24 protein-coding genes, 1 other RNA gene and 2 pseudogenes are annotated in these 25,151 nt (G+C 70.6%); 12 read left to right on the top strand and 15 right to left on the bottom strand.

Going from position 1 to position 25,151, the window contains the following annotated elements; all coding sequences use genetic code 11:
* Nucleotides 1-45 precede the first annotated feature (45 nt).
* The 3 genes from GWK25_RS32450 (at nt 46) to GWK25_RS32440 (ending at nt 3,125) form a co-directional block, all read left to right on the top strand.
* Nucleotides 46-915 (top strand): MaoC/PaaZ C-terminal domain-containing protein, encoded by an 870-nt coding sequence (locus GWK25_RS32450; RefSeq protein WP_215455123.1) that lies wholly within the window; start codon nt 46-48, stop codon nt 913-915.
* 54 nt (nt 916-969) lie between these two features.
* Nucleotides 970-2,046, top strand: a complete 1,077-nt coding sequence (locus GWK25_RS32445) for a Zn-dependent alcohol dehydrogenase (RefSeq protein ID WP_215455122.1) — start codon at nt 970-972, stop codon at nt 2,044-2,046.
* Between the two features lie 110 nt (nt 2,047-2,156).
* Nucleotides 2,157-3,125: a 3-oxoacyl-ACP reductase gene (locus GWK25_RS32440; protein ID WP_215455121.1), complete on the top strand. Its 969-nt coding sequence runs from the start codon at nt 2,157-2,159 to the stop codon at nt 3,123-3,125.
* A gap of 161 nt (nt 3,126-3,286) precedes the next feature.
* Here GWK25_RS32440 and GWK25_RS32435 read toward each other — a convergent pair whose 3' ends face one another.
* On the bottom strand, nt 3,287-3,442 hold the full coding sequence (locus GWK25_RS32435) for a hypothetical protein (protein ID WP_215457980.1): 156 nt from the start codon (nt 3,440-3,442) through the stop codon (nt 3,287-3,289).
* Nucleotides 3,443-3,582: 140 nt separating this feature from the next.
* Nucleotides 3,583-5,220, bottom strand: coding sequence for a hypothetical protein (locus tag GWK25_RS32430; RefSeq protein ID WP_251829138.1), 1,638 nt, complete (start codon nt 5,218-5,220; stop codon nt 3,583-3,585).
* Nucleotides 5,221-5,414: 194 nt separating this feature from the next.
* On the opposite strand from GWK25_RS32430, the gene GWK25_RS32425 reads away from it, so the two are divergent.
* The 3 genes from GWK25_RS32425 to GWK25_RS32415 are packed head-to-tail and all read left to right on the top strand — an operon-like array spanning nt 5,415 to nt 8,400.
* Nucleotides 5,415-6,290: a Nif3-like dinuclear metal center hexameric protein gene (locus GWK25_RS32425; protein WP_215455120.1), complete on the top strand. Its 876-nt coding sequence runs from the start codon at nt 5,415-5,417 to the stop codon at nt 6,288-6,290.
* On the top strand, nt 6,287-7,030 hold the full coding sequence (locus GWK25_RS32420; RefSeq protein ID WP_215457759.1) for a zinc ribbon domain-containing protein: 744 nt from the start codon (nt 6,287-6,289) through the stop codon (nt 7,028-7,030). The genes GWK25_RS32425 and GWK25_RS32420 overlap by 4 nt, the downstream gene beginning before the upstream one ends.
* A gap of 44 nt (nt 7,031-7,074) precedes the next feature.
* The gene (locus tag GWK25_RS32415) at nt 7,075-8,400 is read left to right on the top strand and encodes a bifunctional RNase H/acid phosphatase (protein WP_215455119.1); all 1,326 of its coding nucleotides are present in this window, start codon (nt 7,075-7,077) and stop codon (nt 8,398-8,400) included.
* Here the strand turns inward: GWK25_RS32415 and eda are convergent.
* The 4 genes from eda to GWK25_RS32395 all read right to left on the bottom strand — a co-directional run bounded on the left by eda (nt 8,386) and on the right by GWK25_RS32395 (nt 11,441).
* A complete protein-coding gene (gene eda / locus GWK25_RS32410; protein WP_215455118.1) occupies nt 8,386-9,084 on the bottom strand; it encodes a bifunctional 4-hydroxy-2-oxoglutarate aldolase/2-dehydro-3-deoxy-phosphogluconate aldolase in 699 nt (232 codons plus the stop codon). The genes GWK25_RS32415 and eda overlap by 15 nt on opposite strands.
* 77 nt (nt 9,085-9,161) lie before the next feature.
* On the bottom strand, nt 9,162-9,944 hold the full coding sequence (yaaA, locus tag GWK25_RS32405; protein ID WP_215455117.1) for a peroxide stress protein YaaA: 783 nt from the start codon (nt 9,942-9,944) through the stop codon (nt 9,162-9,164).
* A 73-nt stretch (nt 9,945-10,017) separates the two neighbouring features.
* Nucleotides 10,018-10,638, bottom strand: a complete 621-nt coding sequence (locus GWK25_RS32400) for a hypothetical protein (protein ID WP_215455116.1) — start codon at nt 10,636-10,638, stop codon at nt 10,018-10,020.
* On the bottom strand, nt 10,635-11,441 hold the full coding sequence (locus tag GWK25_RS32395; protein WP_215455115.1) for a MerR family transcriptional regulator: 807 nt from the start codon (nt 11,439-11,441) through the stop codon (nt 10,635-10,637). The genes GWK25_RS32400 and GWK25_RS32395 overlap by 4 nt, the downstream gene beginning before the upstream one ends.
* A gap of 166 nt (nt 11,442-11,607) precedes the next feature.
* Between GWK25_RS32395 and GWK25_RS32390 the strand changes: the two genes are divergently transcribed.
* The 4 genes and pseudogenes from GWK25_RS32390 (at nt 11,608) to rnpB (ending at nt 14,442) form a co-directional block, all read left to right on the top strand.
* The gene (locus tag GWK25_RS32390; protein ID WP_215455114.1) at nt 11,608-12,186 is read left to right on the top strand and encodes a Uma2 family endonuclease; all 579 of its coding nucleotides are present in this window, start codon (nt 11,608-11,610) and stop codon (nt 12,184-12,186) included.
* Between the two features lie 99 nt (nt 12,187-12,285).
* Nucleotides 12,286-13,110, top strand: a complete 825-nt coding sequence (locus GWK25_RS32385) for an AraC family transcriptional regulator (RefSeq protein WP_215455113.1) — start codon at nt 12,286-12,288, stop codon at nt 13,108-13,110.
* 19 nt (nt 13,111-13,129) lie between these two features.
* Nucleotides 13,130-13,909, top strand: a pseudogene (locus tag GWK25_RS44880) (DMT family transporter); the annotation flags it as partial.
* Nucleotides 13,910-14,027: 118 nt separating this feature from the next.
* An RNA gene (gene rnpB / locus GWK25_RS32375) (RNase P RNA component class A) lies at nt 14,028-14,442 on the top strand.
* A gap of 269 nt (nt 14,443-14,711) precedes the next feature.
* Here rnpB and GWK25_RS32370 read toward each other — a convergent pair.
* The 3 genes and pseudogenes from GWK25_RS32370 to GWK25_RS32365 all read right to left on the bottom strand — a co-directional run bounded on the left by GWK25_RS32370 (nt 14,712) and on the right by GWK25_RS32365 (nt 16,301).
* Complete coding sequence (locus tag GWK25_RS32370) at nt 14,712-15,476, bottom strand: ISAs1 family transposase (RefSeq protein WP_251829136.1); 765 nt, start codon at nt 15,474-15,476, stop codon at nt 14,712-14,714.
* Nucleotides 15,477-15,585: 109 nt separating this feature from the next.
* A pseudogene (locus GWK25_RS43925) lies at nt 15,586-15,876 on the bottom strand (transposase family protein); the annotation flags it as partial.
* Between the two features lie 158 nt (nt 15,877-16,034).
* Complete coding sequence (locus tag GWK25_RS32365) at nt 16,035-16,301, bottom strand: hypothetical protein (RefSeq protein ID WP_215455112.1); 267 nt, start codon at nt 16,299-16,301, stop codon at nt 16,035-16,037.
* 206 nt (nt 16,302-16,507) lie between these two features.
* Here GWK25_RS32365 and GWK25_RS32360 point away from each other — a divergent pair, with 206 nt between their 5' ends.
* Nucleotides 16,508-17,944 carry a carotenoid oxygenase family protein gene (locus GWK25_RS32360; protein ID WP_215455111.1) on the top strand — a complete coding sequence of 479 codons (1,437 nt, stop codon included), beginning with the start codon at nt 16,508-16,510 and terminating at the stop codon, nt 17,942-17,944.
* 406 nt (nt 17,945-18,350) lie between these two features.
* Here GWK25_RS32360 and GWK25_RS32355 read toward each other — a convergent pair whose 3' ends face one another.
* Nucleotides 18,351-18,653 (bottom strand): hypothetical protein, encoded by a 303-nt coding sequence (locus GWK25_RS32355; RefSeq protein WP_251829135.1) that lies wholly within the window; start codon nt 18,651-18,653, stop codon nt 18,351-18,353.
* A 22-nt stretch (nt 18,654-18,675) separates the two neighbouring features.
* Between GWK25_RS32355 and GWK25_RS44875 the strand changes: the two genes are divergently transcribed.
* Nucleotides 18,676-18,834, top strand: coding sequence for a flavin reductase family protein (locus tag GWK25_RS44875; protein ID WP_215455110.1), 159 nt, complete (start codon nt 18,676-18,678; stop codon nt 18,832-18,834).
* A gap of 225 nt (nt 18,835-19,059) precedes the next feature.
* Here the strand turns inward: GWK25_RS44875 and GWK25_RS32345 are convergent, their stop codons facing one another.
* From GWK25_RS32345 to GWK25_RS32325, 5 genes are all read right to left on the bottom strand, one after another.
* Nucleotides 19,060-20,538, bottom strand: coding sequence for an aldehyde dehydrogenase family protein (locus tag GWK25_RS32345; protein WP_251829134.1), 1,479 nt, complete (start codon nt 20,536-20,538; stop codon nt 19,060-19,062).
* A 41-nt stretch (nt 20,539-20,579) separates the two neighbouring features.
* Entirely contained in the window at nt 20,580-22,106 is a 1,527-nt protein-coding gene (locus GWK25_RS32340) for a carotenoid oxygenase family protein (protein ID WP_251829133.1), read from the bottom strand.
* 202 nt (nt 22,107-22,308) lie between these two features.
* Entirely contained in the window at nt 22,309-23,640 is a 1,332-nt protein-coding gene (locus GWK25_RS32335) for a CdaR family transcriptional regulator (protein WP_215455109.1), read from the bottom strand.
* Between the two features lie 48 nt (nt 23,641-23,688).
* Nucleotides 23,689-24,294: a hypothetical protein gene (locus GWK25_RS32330; protein WP_215455108.1), complete on the bottom strand. Its 606-nt coding sequence runs from the start codon at nt 24,292-24,294 to the stop codon at nt 23,689-23,691.
* A 25-nt stretch (nt 24,295-24,319) separates the two neighbouring features.
* Nucleotides 24,320-25,105: an SDR family NAD(P)-dependent oxidoreductase gene (locus GWK25_RS32325; protein ID WP_215455107.1), complete on the bottom strand. Its 786-nt coding sequence runs from the start codon at nt 25,103-25,105 to the stop codon at nt 24,320-24,322.
* Nucleotides 25,106-25,151 lie beyond the last annotated feature (46 nt).

Genomic DNA, 25,151 nt, shown 5'->3' with positions numbered 1-25,151 from the left:
GGTTCCTCAGCCCACGCAACCCGCCCCGGACCGCCCAGGAGCCCCATGCCCATCGACGCAGCCAAGGCGCTCGCGGCAGACCCCCGTTCCGCTGAGATCGCGTGGACGCGGAAGGACGTCCTGCTCTACCACCTCGGTATCGGCGCGGGCACCCCCGCCACCGACCCCGACGAACTGCGCTACACGCTGGAGTCGCGGCTGCACGTCCTGCCGAGCTTCGCGACCGTCGCGGGCGCCGGCTCACCCGATGTGATCGGTGGCCTGAACGTGCCCGGTGTCGACGTCGACCTCGCCAAGGTCCTGCACGGCGGCCAGCGCGTCGAACTCCGGCGGCCGATCCCGGTCGAGGGGCGGGCCACGGCGACCTCACGCGTGGCGGCCGTGTACGACAAGGGCAAGGCGGCCGTCCTCGTGATGCGGACCGAGGTCGCCGACGCCGAGGGCCCGCTGTGGGTCAACGAGGCGCAGATCTTCGTCCGCGGAGAGGGCGGCTGGGGCGGCGACCGCGGCCCGTCCGCCCGCCAGGAACCGCCCACGACGGAACCCGACAAAGAGGTGGAGCGCACCGTCCGCGAGGATCAGGCGCTGCTCTACCGCCTCTCCGGCGACTGGAACCCGCTGCACGCCGACCCGGAGTTCGCGGGGCGCGCCGGGTTCGACCGGCCGATCCTGCACGGGCTGTGCACCTACGGGATGACCCTGAAGGCCGTGGTCGACACGGTCCTCGGCGGGGACGTCGGCCGGGTCCGCTCGTACGCGACGCGTTTCGCGGGCGTCGTCTTCCCGGGCGAGACCCTCCGCATCCGGATGTGGCGGCCGGACGACCACGCGGTGCGGGTGACGGTGACCGCCGTGGAGAGGGACGACGCCCCGGTCCTCGCGGACACGCTCGTCGAGACGGCCCACCCCGCATGAGCAGCGAATCAGCGGATCACGGGTACTTCTGATACTTCCGAGGGGAGCCGCACCATGCGCGCAGCCGTACTGCACGAGATCGGACAGGACAAACTGGACGTGCTCGACGACGTCGAGGCGGTGGGATTCGGACCGGGCAGGGTGAGGATCCGGGTGCGGGCGACCGGGCTGTGCCACTCGGACCTGTCCGCCATGGCCGGGGTGCTGCCGCAGCCCGGACCGTTCGTCCCCGGGCACGAGGGCGCCGGCGAGATAGTCGAAGTCGGGGAAGGCGTGGGCCACTTGAAGCCCGGCGACCGGGTCGTCGTGTGCTGGCTCCCGGCCTGCGGCACCTGTCCCGCCTGCAAGCGCGGCCAGACCCACCTCTGCCTCGCCGGATTCCTCAACGCCGGCACGCCCAACTTCAAGCGGCCCGCCGGGGACGTCTTCGGCTTCGCGGGCACCGGTACGTTCGCCGAGGAGGTCGTGGTCGACGCGGGCTGCGCCGTGCCGATACCGGACGACGTGCCCTTCGACATCGCCGCCCTCATCGGCTGCGGCGTCACCACCGGGCTCGGTGCCGCCCTCAACACCGCTGACGTGGAAGCCGGTTCGTCGGTCGCGGTCATCGGCTGCGGCGGCGTCGGCATCTCGGCGATCCAGGGCGCCCGGCTCAAGGGCGCGGCCGAGATCGTCGCCGTCGACCCCGTGGTCCAACGACGTGAGGCTGCGCTCAGGTTCGGGGCCACCAAGGCGATCTCGCCGGACGAACTGGCCGACACCAAGCAGTCCGTCACGGGCGGCGAGGGCTTCGACTACGTCTTCGAGGTCGTCGGCCGTTCGGCCACCGCTCGCACGGCGTACGAGGCCACCCGGCGCGGCGGCACCCTCGTCGTGGTGGGCGCGGGCGCGCTGGACGACTTCCTCCAGCTCAGCATGTTCGAGCTGTTCTTCGACGAGAAGCGGATCCTGCCCTCCATGTACGGCGGTGGAGACGTCCTGCGCTCCTACGAGCGGGCCATCGCGCTCTGGCGCGCCGGCCGCATCGACCTCGCGGGGCTGATCACCCATCGGGTGCCCCTCTCCGACATCAACGAGGCGCTGGACCAGATGCGGACGGGCGTGGCGCTCCGCACGTGTATCGAGATCTGACGGTTCCGGAGTGTGGCGGGTCGGTCGCGGAGTCGGGCAACGGGACTTCGGCCGGCCCGGCACAGGCCCCGGCTCGCGAGTGAATCGGCTTCGGCGGAAGGGACTCGGCAGTGGCACTGCCCCTGGAAGGACTGTCCGCGATCGTCACCGGCGCGGGGCGCGGGCTCGGCCGGGCGGAAGCGCTCGAACTGGCCCGCCTGGGCGCGGCCGTGATCGTCAACGACTACGGCCGCCCGGGACGGGACGGCTCCGGTGAGGTGTCCACCGGGCCCGCCGAGGAGGTCGCGGCGTCGATCCGCGCGGCGGGCGGTCAGGCGGTGGCGCACATCGGCGACGTCTCCGACCACGAACAGGCGCGAGAGCTGGTCGAGTCGGCGATCGCCGAGTTCGGCAGACTCGACATCCTCGTCAACAACGCGGGCATCCTGCGCGACCGGATGGTCTTCTCGATGTCCGAGGACGAGTGGGACTCGGTCGTCCGGGTGCACCTCAAGGGCCACTTCAACACGATCCGGTTCGCCGCCGCCCACTGGCGGGCACGGGCGAAGGCGGGCGAGGGCGGGGGCCGGGTCTACGGGCGGGTGGTGAACACCTCCTCCGAGGCGTTCCTCGCCGGGTCCGCCGGGCAGCCCAACTACGCCGCCGCGAAGGGCGGCATCGTCGGGCTGACCACCTCCACGGCACTCGCGCTGGCCAAGTACGGCGTCACCGCGAACGTCATCTGCCCACGCGCCCGCACCCGGATGACCGAGGACGTCTTCGCGGGCCTGCCGGGGGCGCCCGACGGCACCGACGCCGGCCTCGACCCGCTCGCCCCCGAACACGTCGCCCCCCTCGTGGGCTACCTCGCCTCGCCCGCCGCCGCGCAGGTGAACGGTCAGCTGCTCGTCGTCCACGGCGGCATGGTGGCGATCGTCGAACGCCCGCGCGTCCAGGCCAAGTTCGACACCAAGCAGGACGCGTTCACGTACGACGAGCTGGACGGCCTGCTGACGCCGTACTACATGACCCGGCCGGAGGGCGAGACGTTCGCGGCGGCGGAGGTGCTGGGGCTGCGGCACGGACCGGGGGCCCCGTAGCGACACGGACCGGGGCCTCGTAGCGGCGCGGAGAACAAGGGCAGAAACAAGAGGACCGGCCCCGCCCGTTGGTGACGGGCGAGGCCGGTGCCATCGTGATGGTCGGTTCCGGTGCCGAATTGACGTTTCTCCGGAGGTGACCGGGAGGGATCCGTCGCCGTTCAGGCGGACGTCGTCGTCTCCGTGTGTTCGGCCGGCTTGCGATGGCGTCCGCGAGGGCTCGTCTTCTCGGCTTCGTGGGCCGAGATCTGGCCCCGGTGCCTGCCGTGGCCTTCCGCCTCGTGGGGGTCGGCGGTGGGCGGCTGGGTTGTGTGCACGTCGCTCATTGGAAGTGTTCCCCGTCGAATGATCTTCTTACCGGCGGGTGATTTTAACGGGCCGCCCCGCTCGCCCCGAAGCCGCCCGAGCGCGTGTCGCCCGCGCCGCGTCCACTTGGCGCGCTCCCCCCACACGACCTTCACCCGACTGTCACCTCCTCGGGTACTCGCCCCTCCAGCGGCGCCTGCTGCAACGGCACGGGCCGGGCGACGACGGGCACGGACGGTTCCGCACCGGCCGACTGCGCGCCGCCCAGCTGTTCACCGCGCGCCGGCGTGTCGACCGGCGTATCGCCTCGCGTATCGAGGGGCACGGCACCCGCCCCTCCGGCTTCCGCCCCTCCGGCCGCCGACGGTCCCGCCCCCGCCGGCCCGCAAGCGGACGGCGAGACCCCCTCACGCTCTCGGGCCTCGTCCCGGACCTCCTCCGGCTCCTCCCCCCAAGGCCCCCTCACTCGAGCGACCCCGCACCGCACCACCCCTGTGGTGTAAGGGAGTTGCAGCACACCCTCCCGGCTCCACAGCCCGGCCCCCGCCAACCAGCCCTCGGGAGCGGGCAGATGGAGGATCCGGCGGGCGGCCGGACGCCAGACGCCGACCCAGCTGCCGCGCGGGCCGTCGATGCGCAACGCCACCGCGCAGCTCTCGGGGGTGAGGATCTGCCCCGGCTGGATGGCGAAGGGGGTGACCCGATGCCCTTCCGGCACCCGCAGGCACTCCGGGAAGCGGACCGGCAGCGTGCTGCCCAACACCCCCCAGCCGAGCCGGTGCCGACCCGGGGAGGGCGCGTCCGAGCGGATGAGGAGCAGTCCGCTGTCGGGATCGGCGAGCAGCACCCGGTCGTCGCTGTCGTCCGCGATCTGCAACAGCGGCGAGACCGCGCCGCCCTGCTCCAGATCGACGACCACCGACTTCGTCCGACCGCCCGACTCCTGGTCGAGGGCGAGCAGCCGGCCCTCCGCGTCCAGCCAGACGCCGCCCGAGCACCGGCCCGGCACCTGCGCCAGCAGCTCCGGGCCGAACGTTCCGCCTGCCACCAGCCACACGGCCGTCGCACTCCGGCCCAGGGCGAGGGCGTACGCCCGCTCCCCGCACGGCGAGGGCGGCAGGAGCCGTACCCGGGTCGCCGGGTCGGCGCATTCGACCGCGCCGAGGGGCAGTTCCCCGGTGCCGGGGCCGGTGGGATAGAGGAGCGAGAACAGGTGCAGATCGGCGGCCAGCCGGTGGATGAGGACCCGGCCGTCGGTGAGGGGGAGCACTTCGGTGCCGGGCTCCTCCGGCTGGTTGCCCGGCAGGGGGACGGCGTACGGCTCGTGGCCGTCGAGGGTCCAGCGCTCGGGGAACCAGGACTCACCGTCGAGCGCGAGGCGCGCCGCGTACGTCCCGTCGGCGGTGATCACACAACCGGGCGGCGCGGGCTCGACGCCCCCACCGCCCCCACCCGGGCCGCCGCCCCTGCGGTCGTACCCGTTTCCACCCGGCCCGCCGCTTCCGGTGTCGTACCCGCCTCCGGTGCCGTACCCGCTTCCGGTGCCGTACCCGCGTCCGGTGCCGTACCCGCGTCCGGTGCCGTACCCGCGTCCGGTGTCGTACCCGTCTCCGCTGCCGCTCTCACTGGTACTGGTACTGGTACTGATACTGGCACCGCCGTGGCCTCCACTGCTGCCGCCGCTGTCTGCCCGCTCTCCGCTCCCCGGGCCGGCGATCGGCGCGTCGTCCTCCCGTCCCGCGTCGTTCCCGTGGCCCGTGGTGGGGGAGGGGGGTGTACAGGCCGTCATCCTTCGATCACCTCCGGTGACGAAGCTAGTTTTCGTACGCACAGACATGGGACAACCCGCGCCCCCTTCACACATAAGGGTGCTCGTCCGGTGATTCGCCTGAGGGAACGGCGACGGATGTGCTCGTCGAGGGGCGACTGGTCAAGTGACCCGCGGCCGGTCGGGGAGAGGAGGAGTGCAGGTAGCCTTTGTGCGTGCCCCGTCTGTCTGAAGTCATCGCCGCGCTCGACGCCCTCTGGCCGCCCGAGAGGGCCGAGGGGTGGGACGCGGTCGGCACGGTCTGCGGCGACCCCGACCAGGAGATCGGCCGCGTCCTGTTCGCCGTCGACCCGGTCCAGGAGATCGTCGAGGAAGCGGTGAAGCTGGGCGCCGACCTGCTGGTGACCCACCACCCCCTCTATCTGCGCGGGACGACGACGGTCGCGGCCTCCACCTTCAAGGGCCGCGTCGTGCACACCCTCATCAAGCACGACATCGCGCTGCACGTCGCCCACACCAACGCCGACACCGCCGACCCGGGCGTCAGCGACGCCCTCGCCGGCGCGCTGGACCTCAGGGTCGTACGCCCTCTCGTGCCGGACCCCGCCGACCCCGCGGGGCGTCGCGGTCTCGGCCGGGTCTGCGAGCTGGACCACCCGTTGACCGTGCGGGAACTGGCCGCACGGGCCGCCGAGCGGCTGCCCGCCACCGCGCAGGGCATCCGGGTGGCCGGCGACCCCGAGGCACTCGTCCGTACGGTCGCCGTCAGCGGCGGCTCCGGCGACAGCCTGTTCGACGACGTACGCGCGGCCGGTGTCGACGCCTTCCTCACCGCGGACCTGCGCCACCACCCGGCCTCCGAGGCCGTCGCCCGTGCCACGGAAGCCGCACAGGCGCCTCTCGCGCTGCTCGACGCCGCGCACTGGGCCACCGAGTGGCCCTGGTGCGAGCTGGCCGCCGCCCAGCTCGACGAGATCTCCGACCGGGAGGGATGGGACCTGCGCGTCCACGTCTCCAAGACGGTCACCGACCCCTGGACCGCCCACGCGGCGTCCTCCACCGCCACCGAAACACTGGGAGCCCCCAACTGAACGCCGCGCCCGCCGACCAGATCCGCCTCCTCGACGTCCAGGCCCTGGACGTACGCCTCCAGCAGCTCGCGCACAAGCGCCGGTCGCTGCCCGAGCACGCGGAGATCGAGTCGCTGACGAAGGACCACACCCAGCTGCGCGACCTGCTCGTGGCCGCGCAGACCGAGGAGAGCGACACCGCCCGCGAGCAGACCAAGGCCGAGCAGGACGTGGACCAGGTGCGCCAGCGCGCCGTCCGCGACCAGCAGCGCCTGGACTCGGGCGCGATCACATCCCCGAAGGACCTGGAGAACCTCCAGCGCGAGATCGCCTCGCTCGCCAAGCGGCAGGGTGACCTGGAGGACATCGTCCTGGAGGTCATGGAGCGCCGGGAGTCCGTGCAGGAGCGGGTCGCCGAGCTGACCGAGCGGGTCGGTGCCGTGCAGGGGAAGGTCGACGACGCGACCGCCCGTCGGGACGCCGCGTTCGAGGAGATCGACGGGGAGGTGGCGACGGTGACGAAGGAGCGCGAGGTCATCGCGGCGTCGGTCCCCGCGGACCTCCTCAAGCTCTACGACAAGCTGCGCGACCAGCAGGGCGGCATCGGCGCGGCCAAGCTGTACCAGCGCACCTGCCAGGGCTGCCGCCAGGAGCTGTCGATCACCGACTTCAACGACGTCCGCAAGGCCGCCGCCGACACGGTTCTCCGCTGCGAGAACTGCGGGCGCATCCTGGTCCGTACGTCCGAGTCGGGCCTCTAGGAGCGGGAGCGGGAAGGGCGTAGGAGCGGCAAAGGGCTTTCGGCATGCGGGAGTTCATCGTCGAGGCGGACGGCGGTTCCCGGGGCAACCCGGGGCCCGCGGGCTACGGCTCGGTCGTCCTCGACGCGGTGACGGGTGAGACGCTGGTGGAGGCCGCCGAGTACATCGGGGTGGCCACGAACAACGTCGCCGAGTACCGCGGGCTCATCGCAGGCCTGAAGGCCGCGTACGAGCTGGACCCGGCGGCCGCCGTCCGGGTCCGGATGGACTCCAAGCTCGTCGTCGAGCAGATGTCGGGCCGCTGGAAGATCAAGCACCCCGACATGAAGCCGCTGGCCGCCGAGGCCGCGCGGGTCTTCCCGCCCGGCCGTGTGACGTACGAGTGGATCCCGCGCGAGCAGAACAAGCACGCCGACCGCCTGGCCAACGAGGCGATGGACGCGGGCAAGCGGGGCGAACAGTGGTCGGCCGCGACGTCGACGGCGGACCTGGACACGCGCGCGGCACGGGCCGCCGCGACTGCCGCGTCTGAGCTGTCGGGCCCACCCGGGGACGCGGCGGCGGGCGCGGCGAAGGTGCGAGCTGCACTGGCGGGGGCGAGTCAGGCAGGTGCCCACACCGCTGCCGGCGACACGACCGCCGCTGCCGTTGCTGACCTGACGGCCAAGGCCGCCGCAGACCCGGCTGCCAAAACCGCCGCCGACCTCCGCGCCGCCAGGAACGTCGCCTCCGCCGCCCCCGATCTCGGGACACCCGCCACCTTCGTGCTGCTGCGGCACGGTGAGACGCCCCTCACCCCCCAGAAGCGGTTCTCGGGGAGCGGGGGCTCGGACCCGTCCCTCTCCGACGTCGGCCGGTATCAGGCGGAGCGGGTCGCCGCGGCCCTCGCCGCTCGCGGGACGATCCAGGAGGTCGTGTCGTCGCCACTGGCCCGCTGCCGGGAGACCGCCGGGATCGTCGCGGCCCGACTGGGCCTGAAGGTGGCCGTGGAGGACGGGCTGCGGGAGACGGACTTCGGCGCGTGGGAGGGCCTGAGCTTCGGCGAGGTGCGGGAACGCTACCCGGACGACATGAACGCCTGGCTGGCCTCCCCGGACGCCGAACCCACCGGCGGCGGCGAGAGCTTCGCGGCCGTCGCCCACCGCGTCGCCGCCACCCGCGACGCGCTGATCGCGACGCACCGGGGCCGCACGGTCCTGCTCGTCACGCACGTCACCCCGATCAAGACCCTCGTACGCCTGGCCCTCGGCGCACCCCCGGAGTCCCTGTTCCGCATGGAGCTGTCGGCGGCGTCCCTGTCGGCCCTGGCGTACTACGCCGACGGCAACGCCACCCTCCGCCTGCTCAACGACACGTCACATCTGCGCTGAGGTATTCGCGGCGGGCGGGTGGTTCCGGAGTCCCGCCGCCTCCCGCGCCAGCCCCTCGATCCGCGCCCAGTCCCGGGCGGCCACGGCGTCGGCCGGAAGCATCCAAGTGCCGCCCACGCAGCCGACGTTGGGGAGCGCGAGGTACTCCGGAGCATTGACCGGCCCGACCCCACCGGTCGGACAGAAGCGCGCTTGCGGCAGCGGCCCGGCGAGCGACTTCAGATACGCGGTACCGCCGGCCGCGTCGGCCGGGAAGAACTTCATCTCCCGCACCCCGCGTTCCAGGAGCCCCACGACCTCCGACGCGGTCGACACCCCCGGCAGGAACGGCACCCCCGACTCCCGCATCGCCCGCAGCAGCATGTCCGTCCACCCCGGGCTGACCAGAAAACGTGCGCCCGCCGCGACGGACTCACTCACCTGTGTGGGAGTGATGACGGTGCCGACCCCCACCACCGCACCCGGAACCTCCGCCGAGATGGCCCGTACGGCATCCAGCGCGCCCCGCGTCCGCAGGGTCACCTCGATCGCGGGCAACCCGCCGGCGACCAGCGCCCGCGCGAGCGGCACCGCGTCGGCGGGGTCGTCGACGACGACCACGGGCAGGACGGGCGCCAGGTCGAGAACGGAGACGCGCGAGGAGGCAGACGCCCGTGACGACGACGGCGGCGGCGATGTGGACATGCCGTCATCCTGCCCGGGGGAAACAGCATGCACAACGACCGTTGCGCATGCTGCAATGCAGCAGGTTGGCGGGCGCCTCAGTGGACCTCGTCCACCAGCACATCCAACGTCGACGCCTTCCCGGCCCCGGCCGGCGGCTCCACCTCCACCACGTACCCGAGGCCCCGCAGCGCCTCCACCAGCTCCGCCGGGCTCGCGGGGGCGATCCCGGCGGACAGCAGGCTCCGTACGATGCGGCCCTTGGTCGCCTTGTTGAAGTGGCTGACCACCTTCCGCGTCGGCGCGTGCAGCACCCGCACGGTGGCGGTCCGCCCGGCCACCTCGCCCTTCGGCTTCCACGCGGCCGTGTACGCCGAGGACCGCAGATCGAGGACGAGCCCGTCACCGGCGGCCTCGGGCAGCGCTGTCGCCATCGGCGTACGCCAGTGCGTACCGAGCGCTCCGAGGCCGGGCAGCTTCACGCCCATCGAGCACCGGTAGGAGGGGATCCGGTCCGTCACCCGGACCGCACCCCACAGCCCCGAGAAGACCAGGAGCGAACGCGCCGCCCGCTGCTTCGCGGCGGTCTCCAGGGTGGCGAGCCCGAGGGCGTCGTACAGCACACCCGTGTAGACCTGCCCCGCCGGCCGCGTCCCCGCCGTCAGCAGCTCCGCGTTCTTGGCGACCTCGCCGCGCAGCCCCTCGCTCAGCCCGAGCACCTCACGCGCCTTGTCCTCGTCGCCGGAGCACAGCTCCACCAGCTCACCGACGACCGCCTCCCGCGCCCCGGTGAGCGCGGGCAGCGAAAGCCCCTCCAGCTTCAGGGGAGCGCCACCCGAGGAGGGTGCCTTGCCTTCGGACGGGGGCAGCAGGACGAGCACGGGTACTCCTTGTTCTCGGGGCTCCGCAACGTTCTCGGGGCTCCGCGACAGCGTACGGGGTGGGGAGCGGGGCTCAAGAAGGCCAGGGGTCCGGCGCGATCCGCACATCCATGATCCGGCTTACGAGGTGATCGGAATCGTCGGCGTGGAAGCGCACCAGACGCACTTCCCTGCGACGTCCGAAGAACGTCAAGTAGGCGGCGGGGTCGACCAGTTCGACGGTGACGGTGGTCTGCGACCCGACCTCCATGTTGAGCTCGCCGTCCCGCTTCTCGTGCGTCGTACGCAATTCGCGGCGGACGGAGGCGATGGCGCTCAGCGGGACACACAGATCCACGGTGGCGAAGCGCCGCAGCCGCAGGGTCGTGCCGGTGAGGACGTGCGGGCGCGTCACGGAGGCGGCGTGCAGCCCGGCGACGATGAGGATCGTATAGAGGTCGAGGACGAGGAAGGCGGAGTGCACGAGCGGAAAGTCCCGCAGCAGGACGGACATGGTCACGGTCTCGACGACACACACGAAGCCGAACCCGAACATCATGGCCCCCTGCCCCCGCGCGTACCCGAAACCCCGCGCGCCCTCCTCGCCGACCCCGTGCGGCCGGCGAGCCACCCAGCGCAACAGGCTGGCCAGGAGCAGAAGTTCATGACGCACGAGAGAGCGCGCGACACTGTACGTACTCTCGATCGTCCTCATGGGCGGTCCTCCCTCAGTATCCGGAGCGTGCGGCGGATGGCCTCCGCCTGGGCCGGTGCGAAGTCGGCGTAGAAGGCACGCAGAAAGCTGCCGGTGGCGGTCCCGTTGCCGCCGCTGTCCCCACTGTCCCTGCCGTCGTCGAGGTCGATACCGGTGTCCTGCGGGACCATCTCCGGCGGGACGAGGCCGGCCAGTACGCGCGCGGCCTCCGCGACCCGGGGGTCGTCGGGCTCGGCGTCGGCGAGCGCGTCGAGCAGCGCATACGCCTCGTGCACCCGCTCCACCGCGCCCGGGGCCGACATCATGCTCTCCAGCGAGGCGAGCAGCTCCGCGCGAGCCTCGGGCGTGGCGGTCGTCTCCAGGAGGGCGAACACCTCCCGGTCCTTGGCGGCCATCGGAGAGTGTGGCGTGGGCCCGAACTTCCCGAAGAGAGAGGCGAGTTCAGGTGAAACGGGCCCCTCGGTCGGTAACCGCCCGGCACGCGCGTCCTCCATCAGCACGCGCAACCGCCCCCGCCGCTCCCGGATCTCCTCCTCCTGCCGCGCCAGATCCTCGTCCAACTCGGCGAGCACCTCGACGAGTTCACGCCCGGCGTCGTCCACGAGCACGTCCCGCACCTCGGCCAGCCCGAGTCCCAGCTCCGTCAGCCGCCGGATCCGCGCGAGCACGACCGCGTGCCGCAAGGTGTAGTCCCGATACCCGTTGGCCCGCCGATCCGGCTCCGGCAGCAGCCCGAGATGGTGGTAGTGCCGCACGGCACGCGGGGTGACCCCGACGGCCGCGGCGAGTTCTCCGATCCGCATACGACCAGTAGAAACGTTGACGCTGCGGCAGGGTCAAGCGTCGGGCCCGGCGACGGACAGTGACCGGGATCATGTGCCACGATCGAGGGAACGGTTCCCGATCTCAGGGCCAGGTGATCAGCCGATGTCCCAGTCTGGCGAGCGACCGAAGAAGGAGGGGCGTGACATGAGTGCCATGGCCCACGAGCCGCTCTCGCAGGAAGACGTCCTGCTGGAGGGCTTTCTCGCCCTGGACACCCCGGAGGGATTCCGGGCGGAGCTGATCGAGGGGGAGATCGTCGTGACACCGCCGCCGGACGGAGAACACGAGAAGTACATCAGCCGGATCGTGAGGCAGGTGATCAAGCTGTCTCGCACCGACATGGACTTCTCCGGGAACAAGGGGCTGATCCTCAGGAGCGGGGAGGCCTGCCCCAAGAACCACGTGGTCCCGGATGCCACTTTCGCGCCCATCGAACTCGATCTCTTCGGGAGTGCCGGATCCTGGATGCCCTGCGACGGTGTCGCCCTGGTGGTGGAGGTGACGTCCACCAAGCCGGCAGCAGACAGGGAGGCCAAGCGCCGCTGCTATGCCCGCAGTCGTATCCCTCTCTACCTGCTGGCTGATCGTGACGCTTCCCAGGTCACGCTCTTCAGCAGCCCGGAGAAGGACGACTACCGCGAACACTGCACACGCGCCTTCGGTAAGCCGCTCACCCTCCCCGAACCGTTCGCCTTCGACCTGGAGACCTCGGACTTCCTCTGACGTCCGCTGACTTCCTCTGACTCCTGCCCCCCTCCTCCTGCCCCGCCGGGCGTAGCCTGAAGGACCGGCGGGGCGAGGCGGAGCGGAGCGGGGGCAGAGGTGAGCACACACGGCGAGACCCTCTGGACCCGCACCACCCTCGGCCGTCCCGACCGCCCCCTGGACCTCCTGACCGCCCGCTTCGACCGCCACCGCTACGCCCCGCACACCCACGAGGAATTCAGTATCGGCATCTGTGTCCGGGGCGCCTCGTGCATCGACTACCGGGGCGGTGCCCTGACGGTGGGGGAGGGCACGATCGTCGTCCTGGCCCCGGGCGAGGTCCACACCGGCGAGTCGGCCTTCGGCACCTACGCCTACCGCGCCCTCTACCCGGTCCCCGCCCTGCTCACCGACGGCATCCTCGGCGGCACCCCGCACTTTCGCGACCCCCTCCTCCACGACCCCGAGCTCGCCGCCGCCCTGAGCACGGCCCACACCGAGCTGAGCACCTGCCCCGACCCACTGGAATCCGAGTCCCGCCTCCCCTGGCTGCTCACGGCCCTGGCCCGCCGCCACTCGACGTCCCGCCTCACCTCGGACAGGCTCCCCGGCGCCGACACGATCGCCCTCGCCGTACGCGACCGCCTCGCCGATGAGCTGGTGGCTCCCCCCTCCCTCGCCGACCTCGCCACCGACCTGGGCCTCTCCCGCTACCAACTCCTCCGCGCCTTCCGTACGACGATGGGCATGCCCCCGTACGCATGGCTGGCCCAGCACCGGGTGGCGCGGGCCCGGGGCCTGCTGGAGGCGGGCGCCCGCCCGGCGGAAGCAGCGGTCCAGGTGGGCTTCGCGGACCAGGCGCACATGACGCGCTGGTTCAGGAAGGTGCTGGGAGTGACCCCCGCGGCGTACCGCAACAGCGTTCAAGACCGACACCGCTGACCTGCCCGAAACTTCCCCCATGACTGCTCGCGGCTGGTTCCTCTTCTCCCTGATGGGAGTCCTCTGGGGCATCCCCTACCTGATGATCAAAGTGGCTGTGGACGAGGTCTCCCCGTCCATGGTCGTCTTCGTACGCTGTGCCCTGGGCGCGGCTCTCCTGCTCCCCTTCGCGATCCGCCAGGGGAACCTGACCCGCGTGGTCCGACAGCACTGGCGCCCGATGCTCGCGTTCGCCGTGATCGAGGTCATCGGCCCGTGGTGGACCCTGACCGACGCCGAACGCCACCTCTCCAGCTCCACGGCCGGCCTCCTGATCGCGGGAGTCCCGATCGTGAGCGTGCTCCTGGCCCGCTTCTTCGGCGACGCGGAACGCCTGGGAGCCCGCCGCATGACGGGCCTGGCCCTGGGCCTGGGAGGCGTAGGCGTCCTTACGATCCCCCACCTGACCGGCGGAAACGTCCTCTCCCTCACCGAGGTCCTGATCACGGTGATCGGCTACGCGACGGCCCCCTTGATCATGGCCCGCCACCTGAAGCAGGTCCCCACACTCCAGTTGATAGCCCCGGTCCTGCTCCTCGCGGCAGTCGTCTACGCCCCCGCAGCGGCCGTCACCCGCCCGTCGGTACTCCCCTCCACCTCGGCCCTGATCTCCCTCGCGGCCCTGGGAGTGATCTGCACGGCGTTGGCCTTCGTGGCCTTCCTGGAACTGATCCGAGAGGTGGGCCCGACGAGGGCGACGGTCTTCACGTACGTCAACCCGGCGGTGGCGGTGGCGGCGGGAGCGGTCTTCCTGGACGAGCAACTGACCCCAGCGATCATGGCCTCCTTCGCCCTGATCCTGGCGGGCTCGTTCCTGGCGACGGCATCGGCGGGACCGACCCCTCGCTCCCGCCGGGTAGCATGGTCCACACGGCAGACGAGCCGGGCGGACGGCCGCGTGGAGTCCCCCTGACGGGGAGCTTCCCGAGGAACGTCCGGGCTCCACAGGGCAGGGTGGTGGCTAACGGCCACCCGGGGTGACCCGCGGGACAGTGCCACAGAAAACAAACCGCCGGGACCGTATCCGTACGGGCCTCGGTAAGGGTGAAACGGTGGTGTAAGAGACCACCAGTGCCCAGGGTGACCTGGGCAGCTAGGTAAACCCCACCCGGAGCAAGGTCAAGAGGAGCGCCCTGAAAAGCGCTCTGCGCGGACGTTCGAGGGCTGCCCGCCCGAGTCCGCGGGTAGACCGCACGAGGCCGGCGGCAACGCCGGCCCTAGATGGATGGCCGTCTCCCCGGCCGCCGCGAGGCGACCGGGCGACAGAACCCGGCGTATAGCCCGACTCGTCTGCCGCTCCTTATTTTCGCAGGTCAGAGGCCATGTTTCCTGGCTGAACAAACTCCCGGGTCGAATTCGGGCCCGCGTATTGTCGTCCCTGTCCCACCGCCTATGCGGCAGATCCGGGCATTCCGGGTGTTAAAGGTGGTCCAACGCCGGTCTGCAGTGGACATTCAGGTGGCGGATAGATTCGGAAGTACATGTACGAGGTGTCTTCTAAAGCGTGTTGCACAAGGCTCTGAGCTGGGCAGGGTCTTTGCATGAATGCGGTCTGTCCGGGTTCATCCGGTGATGCCGGGGGCTGACAGGGGCCTTCGCCAGTCGCGAGCGGTGTGGCGGAGGGCGGCGGCGATGTTGGCGTGGCCGTCCTGGCGGTGGACGCCGATGGCGAGGTTGCGCAGGCCGGCCATGATGCGCGGGAGATTGCCGGCATGGATCTTGGAGTCGTCTTCGCGGAACGTGCGGTCGCGGACGTGGTGCAGAAGGTTTTCGATCTTCCAGTGCCCTCTGATCCAGTCGGCGAGCTGGGCGCCGGTAGCCGCGTCGGGCGGCAGGCTGGTGATCAGGTAGACGCGCTCGATGGTGAGCTTGCCGGTGGTGAAGTCCTTCCTCCAGCGCACGACTTGCAGGGCCTGGCGTGCGTCGGGGTAGTCGAGGTGGGCGAAGGCGGCGGTCTTCAGCCGCCGGATCTCCAGGCGGTGGTGGGCCCGGGTGCGGTCGTAGTGGTCGAGCGTGATCTCGCGCCAGGGCAGGCGGCAGATGCGGTCGAACAGACCGGGATGGTTGGCCTTGACCTGGGCGATGTAGTGGGCACCGCGCTCGCGGAGGTAGGTGCCGTGAGCGTGCTGGGTGTGCAGCGCGTCGGCGGTGATGACCGTGCCGGTCAGGTCGACGCCGTCCAGCAGGGGCCGGAAGGCGGGTATCTCGTTGCTCTTGTCGGCGACCTGCCGCCTGGGCCAGGACGTGACCGGTGTGGTCCATAGCGGCGAGCAGGGTGACGTGCCCGGTGACGTGGGTACGCGAGCCGCGCAGGGCCTTGCCGTCAACAGCGATCGCCCGCGGTCCGGGGCCGGCCGGGGTGGCGCGGGCGGTGAGGAAGTCGCCGATTGCCCGGTCCAGGGCGTCACCGTCGAGTTGGACGAGCAGACGGCGCAGGGTGTGGGGGTGCGGGACGGACACGGCGCCGGAGAACGGGTCGATGGGGAAGCCGAGAACCCGGCAGGCCCACGCAGGGACGTCGCTGATCCATTCCGTGATCGCGGTGAGCGAGCGGGCACCGGCCAGGACACTCGCCGCGGCCGCGGCGACCAGAGCCGACAACCGGTAGCGGTGGCCACGGACGCCTCTCGGATCGGGCACCAGATCCAGGAAGCCGGACAGTGCGACCGCGTCTGCCAGCGGGACCGGTGCGGCAGTCCGGCCCAGTTGGGCCAGCGCGGTGGGCATGGGAGAAGATGCAGGAGCAGGCACGGACTCGCCAGGTGTTCATGGGACTTCGACACTCACATGATCACTGAGACCGTGCCTGCACTGCGTCCGCCCCCGCCCGAACCGGGATGTCCCCTCCAATGACGGGCCAGCACGGCACTCCGGACGAAACGCGATCACGCAACGGCCCCTGGCTGGACCAGTACGGAGATGTTGAAGGTGGGCACGTCCAGGACGAAGTAACTGCCCTGCTTGGGCAAGTCGTTGGCGTTCCCGACGAGGAGCCACGACGGCCGGAAGACCTTTTCGACGACGGCGTCGTGGTACTCCTGCGTCAGTTTGTCCTCGACGGACACGACATCCCGCAGGCCGGCGAACGGATTGGGCGGCGACAGGGCCCCGGCGGGAGGTGCGGAAGCAGAACGGACAGGGGTATCAGTCATAGCATCTCCAAGTTAGGACTGTAGTCCTGCCATGAGGGACGGTAGGCTCGAAGTGGACGCGCGGCAATAGTCGTGCACGATTCGCCTTACAGCTGCGGACTTGACGTCACTTCACCTTGAGTTCGGAACCTGCGCTTCGCTCAAAATCCCAATTAACAGGCTCTATGTCTCGATATACAGGACACATTTCACGAGGAGGGGCCTCCATGTGGGACTCCGACAACATGTTTCTCAACGGGCCCTACGCACCCTGGCGCGAGCAGGGCGAAGCCTTCGATCTGGAGATCGAGGGCCGTCTGCCGGACGAGCTGAACGGTGCGCTGTACCGGATGAACACCAGCCAGTTCTACCGCCCGGAGGACCCGAGCCGGTACCACTGGTTCGACGGTGACGGCATGGTCAGCGCCCTCTTCCTGCGCGACGGCCGCGCGACCTACCGCAACCGCTACGTGGAGACCGCGGGCCTGAAGGAGGAGATGGAACTGGGCCGGTCGATCTACGGCGGTTTCATGAACGGCAGTGCTACCCCCCTTCCGCCCGGCGCTTTCCCGAAGAACCCCGCCAACACGCACGTGACCCTCTTCGACAAACGCCTGCTGGTCTTCTCCGTAGGCCCGCCGCACGACCTGCGGCCGGACACCTTGGAGACCGTCAGCCAGTGCTACGACTTCGGCGGGGGAATCACCGGTCCCATAGGTCCCCACTTCAAGATCGACCCGGCGAACGGAGACTTGCTCACCCACGACAACATGGACGGCGCGGTCACGTGGTATCGAGCCGATCGCCACGGGAACATCGTCGACCGTCACTCGGTCGACCTGGGGGTCCCCACCTTCACCCATGACTACGTCGTCACCCCCGACTACGCGATCTTCCTGGTCAGCCCGGCAATGGTCCGCTTCGAGAGCATGCTCACGGGTCGGCCAGCGACGACCTGGGAGCCGGAGACGCTGGACACCTGCCGCTGGGCTGTCCTGCATCGCAGGACTGGTGAGGTCACCTGGGTGGAGGCCTCTGATGCCTTCGCCCAGACCCACTTCCTCAACGCCTACCAGGACGGCACGAAGATCGTCATCGACGGGCACCGCGTCGACCAATTCGGCCCCACCCAAAAGGATCTGGAGTCACCGCCGCCGGGCGGGGACTGGAACTGGTGGTTCAAGCGCATGGTCGCCACCCCCTGGCGCTGGGAACTCGACCTCGCCACAGGGAAGACGAAGGACAGCCAGCTCACCGACGTACTGGGGGAATTCCCCCGGATCAACGATCAACTGACCGGCCTGTCCCACCGGTACGGCTACTACGCGACGACACGCGGAGCCGGCGACTGGTTCACCGACGGTCTGGCCAAGCACGACCACCTCACGGGCAAGACGTCGATCCAGACGCTCGACGGTGTGCTGACCTCACCCGGTGAACCCGAGTTCGTGCCCCGTCCCGGCGCCACGGCCGAGGACGACGGCTGGCTGCTGTCGATCTGGTGGGACCCGGCCACCGACCGCAGCGAGGTCATCGTCCAGGAGGCCCAGGACTTCACGGCCGCACCCATCGCCCGCATCAAGCTCAACCACCGGGTTCCCATGGGATTTCACGGCAGCTGGTCGGACGCCGCCGAACTCGACGCAGCCGTCAACACCGGCTGACAAGGCGGGCATCCGTGGGCCGATGCTGTGTCAAGGCACTCCCATTGACCCGCGGATGCCGGTGCCTGGCTCATGCCGGCAGCTTCCTCGCAGGCATCTACGGCGCCTCTTCCTGGCAGGGGCCGTTGCGTGATCGCGTTTCGTCCGGAGTGCCGTGCTGGCCCGCCCTTCGAGGGGACGTACCGGTTCGGGCGGGGGCGGACGCAGTGCAGGCATGGACTCGCTCGGTGCTCATACGGACTCGACACCCACATGATCACCAGCGGCCATGCCTGTTCTGCGTTCAGGGGTGCCTCCGGCAGAAGCCGACAAGCCGTCACATCCGGCTCTCAGCAGGCGAACCGCCCACCTCGGCACTTCTCAAAGGCCCTGCTGAGCTGGACACCTCCGTTGTATGCCCTGGGTTTTACGTGCTGAGCAGCTGCTGTCGCTGCCAGGCACCGAGATGGCGGATCGGGGTCGTGGTCCTCGTGGGCCGCGTCCATGGCGACCACGGCCTCCGTGAGGGGCCGTAGGGACTCCGGCAGATCGGCCAGGGGGAGGCGAAGCTGGTGGGGAGCGCCCAGTGGGTGTCGGTGACCGGTCGGGCGCCGTTGTGGATCATCGCTGTCGCCAGACCGATGGACTCGGCGAAGCGCAGATCGCCGCCGCTCTCGCAGGCGATCAGTGCGAAGCGCGGCGGTGCGGGCCAGGGCTGAGCGCCAGGCACGCCGTCCGAGCGTAGCGGGAGCGTGCCGAGGAGAAGGTCCTCCGGTCTGGGGCTGGAGTGCCCGATCGAGCACACGTGTCCGGCGGGCGACCACGACATCATCGTGCTGCGCGTGCTCGCCGTGAGGGCCGACGAGGACGGCAGTCCGGTGGTCTGCATCGCCGGCCGATCAAGTCGCTGACCGAGTGACCGCGCGGCTTTGCGCTGGCTGGGTCACCCGCACGGTCGGCGCATGACGGCCCGTCGACTCCAGGGCCGTTGAGTCCGGCACCGCTGGCGAACAAGAGCGTGTCGCCCAGCAGGGCAGAGTCTGCGGTCCGGCCAGTACTCCTGGCCGGGCCGCAGAGGCCGCAGAAGCGTCATGGCCCAAGTCGCCGTTCTTGACGGTGGCCCCGACCGGCTCTGCTCAGAACGGGTACCGCTCGATCTTCGCCTGCGCGGTCACCCACTGCACCTCGGTGAAGGTGTCGAGGTTGGCTCCGCCTCCGAAGCGACCGCCGGCCGCGGACGCCTTGGCGCCGCCGAAGGGTGCCACGGCCTCGTCGTCCACGGTCTGGTCGTTGATGTGGACGGCGCCGGACTCGATGCGTTCGGCGAGTTCCAACGCGCCGAACACGTCCTCGGTGAGGATGGCGACCGACAGGCCGTACTCGGAGCGGTTGATCAGCTCGATGGCCTCCTCGACGGTTTCGTAGACGGAGACGGGGGCGACCGGGCCGAAGACCTCGTCGGTGTACGCGGGGGCGTCGTGAGGAACGTCGGCCAGGACGGTGGGCCGGTAGAACAGCCCGTCGTAGCTTCCGCCCGCAGCCAGACGCGCACCCTGGGACACGCTGCGGGTGACGATGTCGTGGACCCTGTCACGCTGGCGCTCGTCGATGATCGGGCCGAGCATGTTCTGAGGATCGGTCGGGTCGCCGACGGTGATGGCCCTGGCCTTCTCCGCGAGCTTGGCCACGTACTGCTCGGCGACGGAGGTGTGCACCAGGTGACGCCCCGTGGTCATGCAGATCTGTCCCTGGTGCAGGAAGGATCCCCAGGCTCCGGCCGACGCGGCCGCGTCGAGGTCGGCGTCGGGGAGTACGAGGAGGGCGTTGTTCCCGCCGAGTTCCAGGTGCACCTTCTTCAGCAGGGGCCCGGCGGCGGCACCGATCGCGCGGCCTGCGGCCGTCGAGCCGGTGAAGGAGATGCAGGGCACGCCGGGATGGGTCACCAGCGTCTCACCGACATCCGCGCCGCCCGGCAGCACGTGCAGGAGCCCTTCGGGTAGCCCTGCCTCGGCCAGGAGTTGGGCGAGAGCCAGTCCGCCCGAGACCGGGGTGCGCGGGTCGGGCTTGAGGATGACGGCGTTGCCCAGGGCGAGCGCGGGCGCCACCGAGCGGATGGAGAGGATGGCGGGAAAGTTGAAGGGCGATATGACCCCGACCACCCCGAGGGGGACCCGGCGGGCGAGTGACATCCGTGGCCGTGTACTGCGGAGCAGCTCGCCGTAGGGCTCCGCGGCGAGGGCGGCGGCCTGGAAGAGCTCGGAGACCACCAGACCTGTCTCGAAGGCGGCCTTGCCCGCTCCCGACCCGGCCTCGGGAACGATCCAGCGCACCAGACGGTCGGGGTCGCTCTCCAGGGCGAACGCCGCCCTGCGGAACACCTCCGCCCGCTGGTCGTAGGGCAACCGGGCCCAGTCCCGCTGGGCCTTCGCCGCGCGTTCGACGGCTCGGTCGACGTCGGCGGGTGAGGCGGCGCCGACCGTGGCGAGCAGCCCGCCGGTGGCCGGTGCCGTCACTTCGAGGGTCCCGCCGTGGCCCTGGATCCAGGTGCCGTCGAAGATCCTGCCGTCCCATGGCAGGCGGTCGGGGGCTGACGAGGTCTCAACTGTCGTGCTCAAGGTGGTCTCCGGGGTCGGTGGGCGGCTCAAGGGGGGTGGGCTCAGTGCCTGTCGCTGAGGGCGGACACGCTCTTGTCGAGGACGGCCTGGTCGGCCCAGCTGCCGTGGAAGCCGAACGGCACCCGCACGGGCAGCCGGACCTGGGCCAGCGGCTCTGCGACGAGGTCGGACGCGTCGTGGATCAGCAACTCGCTCAGACCCGTCTCGGGGTTCCACCACAGGGTCAGCAGATAGCCGTCGTTCTCACTGGCCGGGTTGTCACGGGGGACGAACACCGGCTCGCTGGGGCTGGTGAGCGGGTGCGGTCCCTCGACGACGGTCGTGGAGTCCTTGAGGTAGTCGTGTACGGCCAGGCCGTCGGTCATGGTCTCCGGCGCCAGGTCGCGGGTGGTGACGAAGTAGCCGTAGCGGTGGCGGCGGCCGACGTAACCGTCGTTGATCTTCGGGAATTCGCCGGCGACGCCGGAGACGCGGCGGTCACTGACCTTTCCGGTCGTCGTGTCGATCCGCCACTGCCATGAGTAGCCCGGGGGGAACCACTCGTGGGAGCCGAGCGGGGTGAGCGCGTCGGCGGGGCTGCCGATGCGGGAGATCCGGTGCATGTCGATGACGACCTCGTCACCGGTCTCGTAGGCGTTGTAGAAGTGGGTGGGCGCGAACATGCCGCCGGCCTCGTACCACTTCACCTCGTGGGTACGACGGTCCATGAGCACGATCTGGGTGCCGTGCGGCAGCACCGACTCGTCCCAGACCACGCCGGGGCGGCCCTGAGCGATCAGGTCGAGACGGAACAGGTTGGGCGCGACGAAGAAGATCGCGTAGTTCTCGCTCACGACGAAGTCGTGCATGAGTGCCGGGATACCGATGTCGATGGTGTGGGAGTCGATGACCTGCCCGGTCCGGACATCGGCGCGGTACCAGGTGATGACGGGGCCGGTGGCGGCGAAGAACAGCAGGTCGCCGGTGGCCGGGTCGGTCTTGTAGTGGGCGGTGCACAGGACGTCGATGCCCCCGTGGAAGTCGTAGGCGCCGTACGTCTCCAGTGTCTGCGGGTGCATCGCCGTCGGCAGACCGCCCTCGAAGTAGACGAGCAGGTGGTCGTCGAAGATACCCACATTGGTGTTGGCCACGTTCTTCGCGGGCGGGGCGCCCTTGGGCAGTCGCCCGGGCGTGCCGCCGTTGACGAAGCCGCTGTAGACGGCCTCGCCCTGCTCGACCTCGAACTTCATCGAGTCCGTCGCCACCCAGCCGGTACGGAAGGCCGCTTTGCCGTCCCGCAGGTAGAGCCCGGCCACCATCCCGTCGCCCTCCCACCAGTGGTAGCGGTCCAGGTTGCGGGGCTGGAAACGGGGGTTGGAGGAGATGCGGAACAGCGCGCCCGCGAGATCCTCCGGAATGGTGCCCTTCACGGGCAGGTCGTAGCCGTCGCTCTCCTCCGCCCACGGGGAGAAGGGGCCGTTCAGCCACTTGTTCTCCGTCGGCCAGTTCTGGCTGGGTCCGGCAGGCTGAGCCTGCGGCGCAACGGACATCGGTGTGGTCGCGACCACGGGGACGGACGGGGTGCTCATGAAGTCCCTTTCATGAAGTCCCCCTCGGCGGGGAACAGCCTCTGCGCCGGGGCTCTTCGGCTCATGGGCCGCTCCGCTGCCCGGTGGACACCACTTCGTGCCCGGCCCGGTCATCTTCGGATGTCGTCCTGCGCGTGTCCTCGGCGCCGTACGACAGATTCGCGCCCCGGCTTTGTCGTCGCGGAGCAGTCGGGGCCTGCGGTCAGGGGGTGATGACCCGGCTGATCTCGAGCGCCAGGAGCAACGGCAGATGGTCCTGCGGCAGGGGCCGGCCCATCAGCTCCTCGGCCCGCTTGACCCGGTAGGCGACGGTGGTGGGCGCCACGAAGAGGTCCTCGGCGGCCAGGCTGCGGCTCCGTCCGTGCGCCAGGTACAGACGCAGCGTCTCCCGGATCACGGCAACCTTCGGGTCGGGGACGGCCAGCGGTCCCAGGACATCGCGCATATAGCGCTCGGCGTGCTCCGCGTCGGCGGTCAGCAGGGACAGCACAGCGATGTCGGCGTAGGCGTACGTGCCCGGGTTGCCGAGTGCCTGTGCCACCCGCTGGGTCTCCCGGGCCGCCAGGTGGCTGGCCCGGAAACCCTGGCTGCCCCTGGCCGGTGGCCCCAGCGCCGTGTAGACACCGCCGGCGCAGCGTGCTGTCGGCGCCGTACCTTCGCGGATCAAGACGGCGAGATCCCCCGGCGGTTGCCCGGGCCAGCTCAGCCATACCCATACCTCGGACGTGCCGGTAGGCAGGACGAGGGAGCGTACGGCCTGTGACGCGCCGACGAGATCGGCGGCGAGCCGGTGCAGCGGCGCGGACGAGACCTGCGCCTCCTCCCCGTCGGCCGTCCACAGGATGGCGGCCATATGGTGGTGGACGAGGTCGAGGCCCAGGGTGTTCTCCACGGCGGTGGGGTCGGCGGGTCGGCCGGCGAGCAGGTCCTCCACGAGCTTGCGGCGGGCCGCCGTGCGACTGCCCGCCCAGTGCTCCCGCTCCGCCGCGTACTGCGTGGTGAACGCCGTGGTCAGCTCTTCCACGTAGGCGAAGGACAGGCGTGCGACGCGCTCGCTCTCGTCGGGCCGGCGGTCGGCTTCGACGAGGAGCCGCAGAGCGGCGAGCAGACGTTCGTAGGTGTGCACGTGAGACGTCCACACGGCCCGCAGGATCCGGTCCAGCGATACGCCCCGGTGCACGAGATCACGGTTGCCGTCGACCGCCTCGGGCGGGACGGCGATGAAGCCCGGGGGAGTGTCGTGGAGCAGCCCCCGCAGGATCGCGATGCAGCACGCCTCCGCCGACCGGCGTGCCGTCCGCAGCCCCACCGGTCCGTCGGCGATCTCGGGAGACTGCCGGACGAACTTCTCAGCGGCCCCGGAGGCCGTCTCCACCGCCCAGGCCACGGGACCGGGGCCCAGATCGACTTCGGCCTCGGCGACGGTCGCGGGGGAGGAGGCCGGTGCCGGGCCGAGCGTGTCGCCGTCCGGCCGCAATCCCAGCAGCCACTCACCCGCGCTCGTCATGACGGCCCCCTCGCTCGCCTCGCTCATCCGCAGTCCATCATCCTCTGGCCACGGCACCCCGCGAGATCCTGCTGGTCATCCGTGTGCGGCCGGGTCGGGGCCGACCGGGGCGCGGTCGAACAAGGGGGCCAGCAGCTCGCGTGCCCGTTCCGGGGTGATGACGTCCGCCGTGTCCATCTTCTCGATGCGGCGGCTGCCGGTGTCCTCGTAGATGTGCTCGCCGATCAGGCGGCAGTCCGCGTCGTACGGCCAGAACGACGCCATGTAGTGGGTGAGTTGATAGTAGGCGTCCGGGTCGTCGATGTCCTCGCCCTGCTCGGCCAGGACACGGCCGGGGAGGTGGTGGCCGAAGAAGGACTCGATGGCCAGGCCCCAGTCCGCTACGGCCACGTGGTCGGTGATCGGCCCGAAGACGTTGGCGCGCGCGTCGGTGAGGCCCGCGTAGAACGCGGCGATCTCGGCCGTGCCGCGTAGACGGAGCGAGGTGCCGTTCTCGTTGATGCGGTAGACGGGCTCGTCGACGATCATGTCCGGCTGGAGGATCTCCCGCCAGCGCCCGGAGACCTCCAGCAGCGCGTGCCTGCGGAAGTTCAGCAGGATCGCCCTGTGCCGCGGGTTCTCCGTGACCGCGAGGAGAGCGTCGGGCTCCTTGACGACGTCGCGTACGTCGAAAACGTTCATGCCGGTGCCTTTCGAGCCGAGTGGTTCAGGGGCGGATCTGCATGGGGTCGCTGGCGTCGACGCCGCCGTCGATGACGTGGACGGCGCCGGTGATGTACGGCGCCTCGTCGCTCAGCAGGAAGGCGACCAGAGCGGCGACCTCGTCGGGCGTGCCCATGCGCCCGAGCGGGCTGTGCTTGTGCAGTGCGGTGAGCGCCGGCTCGCCACCCAGTGCTTCCGTGAGGGGCTGCTGCATCGGTGTCTCGATCAGACCCGGTGCGATGACGTTCACCCGTACCCCGAGCGGGGCTCCCTCGATCGCCGCGCTGCGGGCCAGGCCGATCACGGCGTGTTTGCTCGCCGTGTACGCCACGATCGCGGCGCTCGCCCGCAGCCCGGCCAGGGAACTGGTGACCACCACGGCACCGGGCCGGGCGGTGGCACGGAAGTGACGCAGCGCGTCGCGCAGACCGAGGAAGACACCGCGCTGGTTGACCGCGACGACCCGGTCGTAGTCCGCCGCGTCGAGGTCGGCGAACGATCCGAAGGGGCCGGAGATCCCCGCGTTGAGGTGGAACAGATCGACACCGCCGAAGTGGTCGACGGCGGCCCGGAGGTAGACCGCGGCGTCGGGCTCCTGCGACACGTCGGCCGTGATGGCCAGCGCCTGCGGCCCGCACTGTGCGGCGACGGCGGACACGGCGTCCTCGTCGCGGTCGACGAGGGCGACCGAGCAGCCCTCGTCGGCGAGGCGCCGCGCGGTGGCCGCCCCGATCCCGCTGCCGGCGCCGGTCACCAGCGCCACGCGTCCGGTCAGCCCTGCGAAGGACATATCGGCCGCTCCTCAACTCTTAGAAGTCTCGTAAAAGTCCTGTTAT

This window comes from Streptomyces sp. ATCC 21386 (assembly GCF_018728545.1).
Classification (GTDB): Bacteria; Actinomycetota; Actinomycetes; order Streptomycetales; family Streptomycetaceae; genus Streptomyces.
This window is presented reverse-complemented; position numbering and strand designations above follow the sequence as displayed.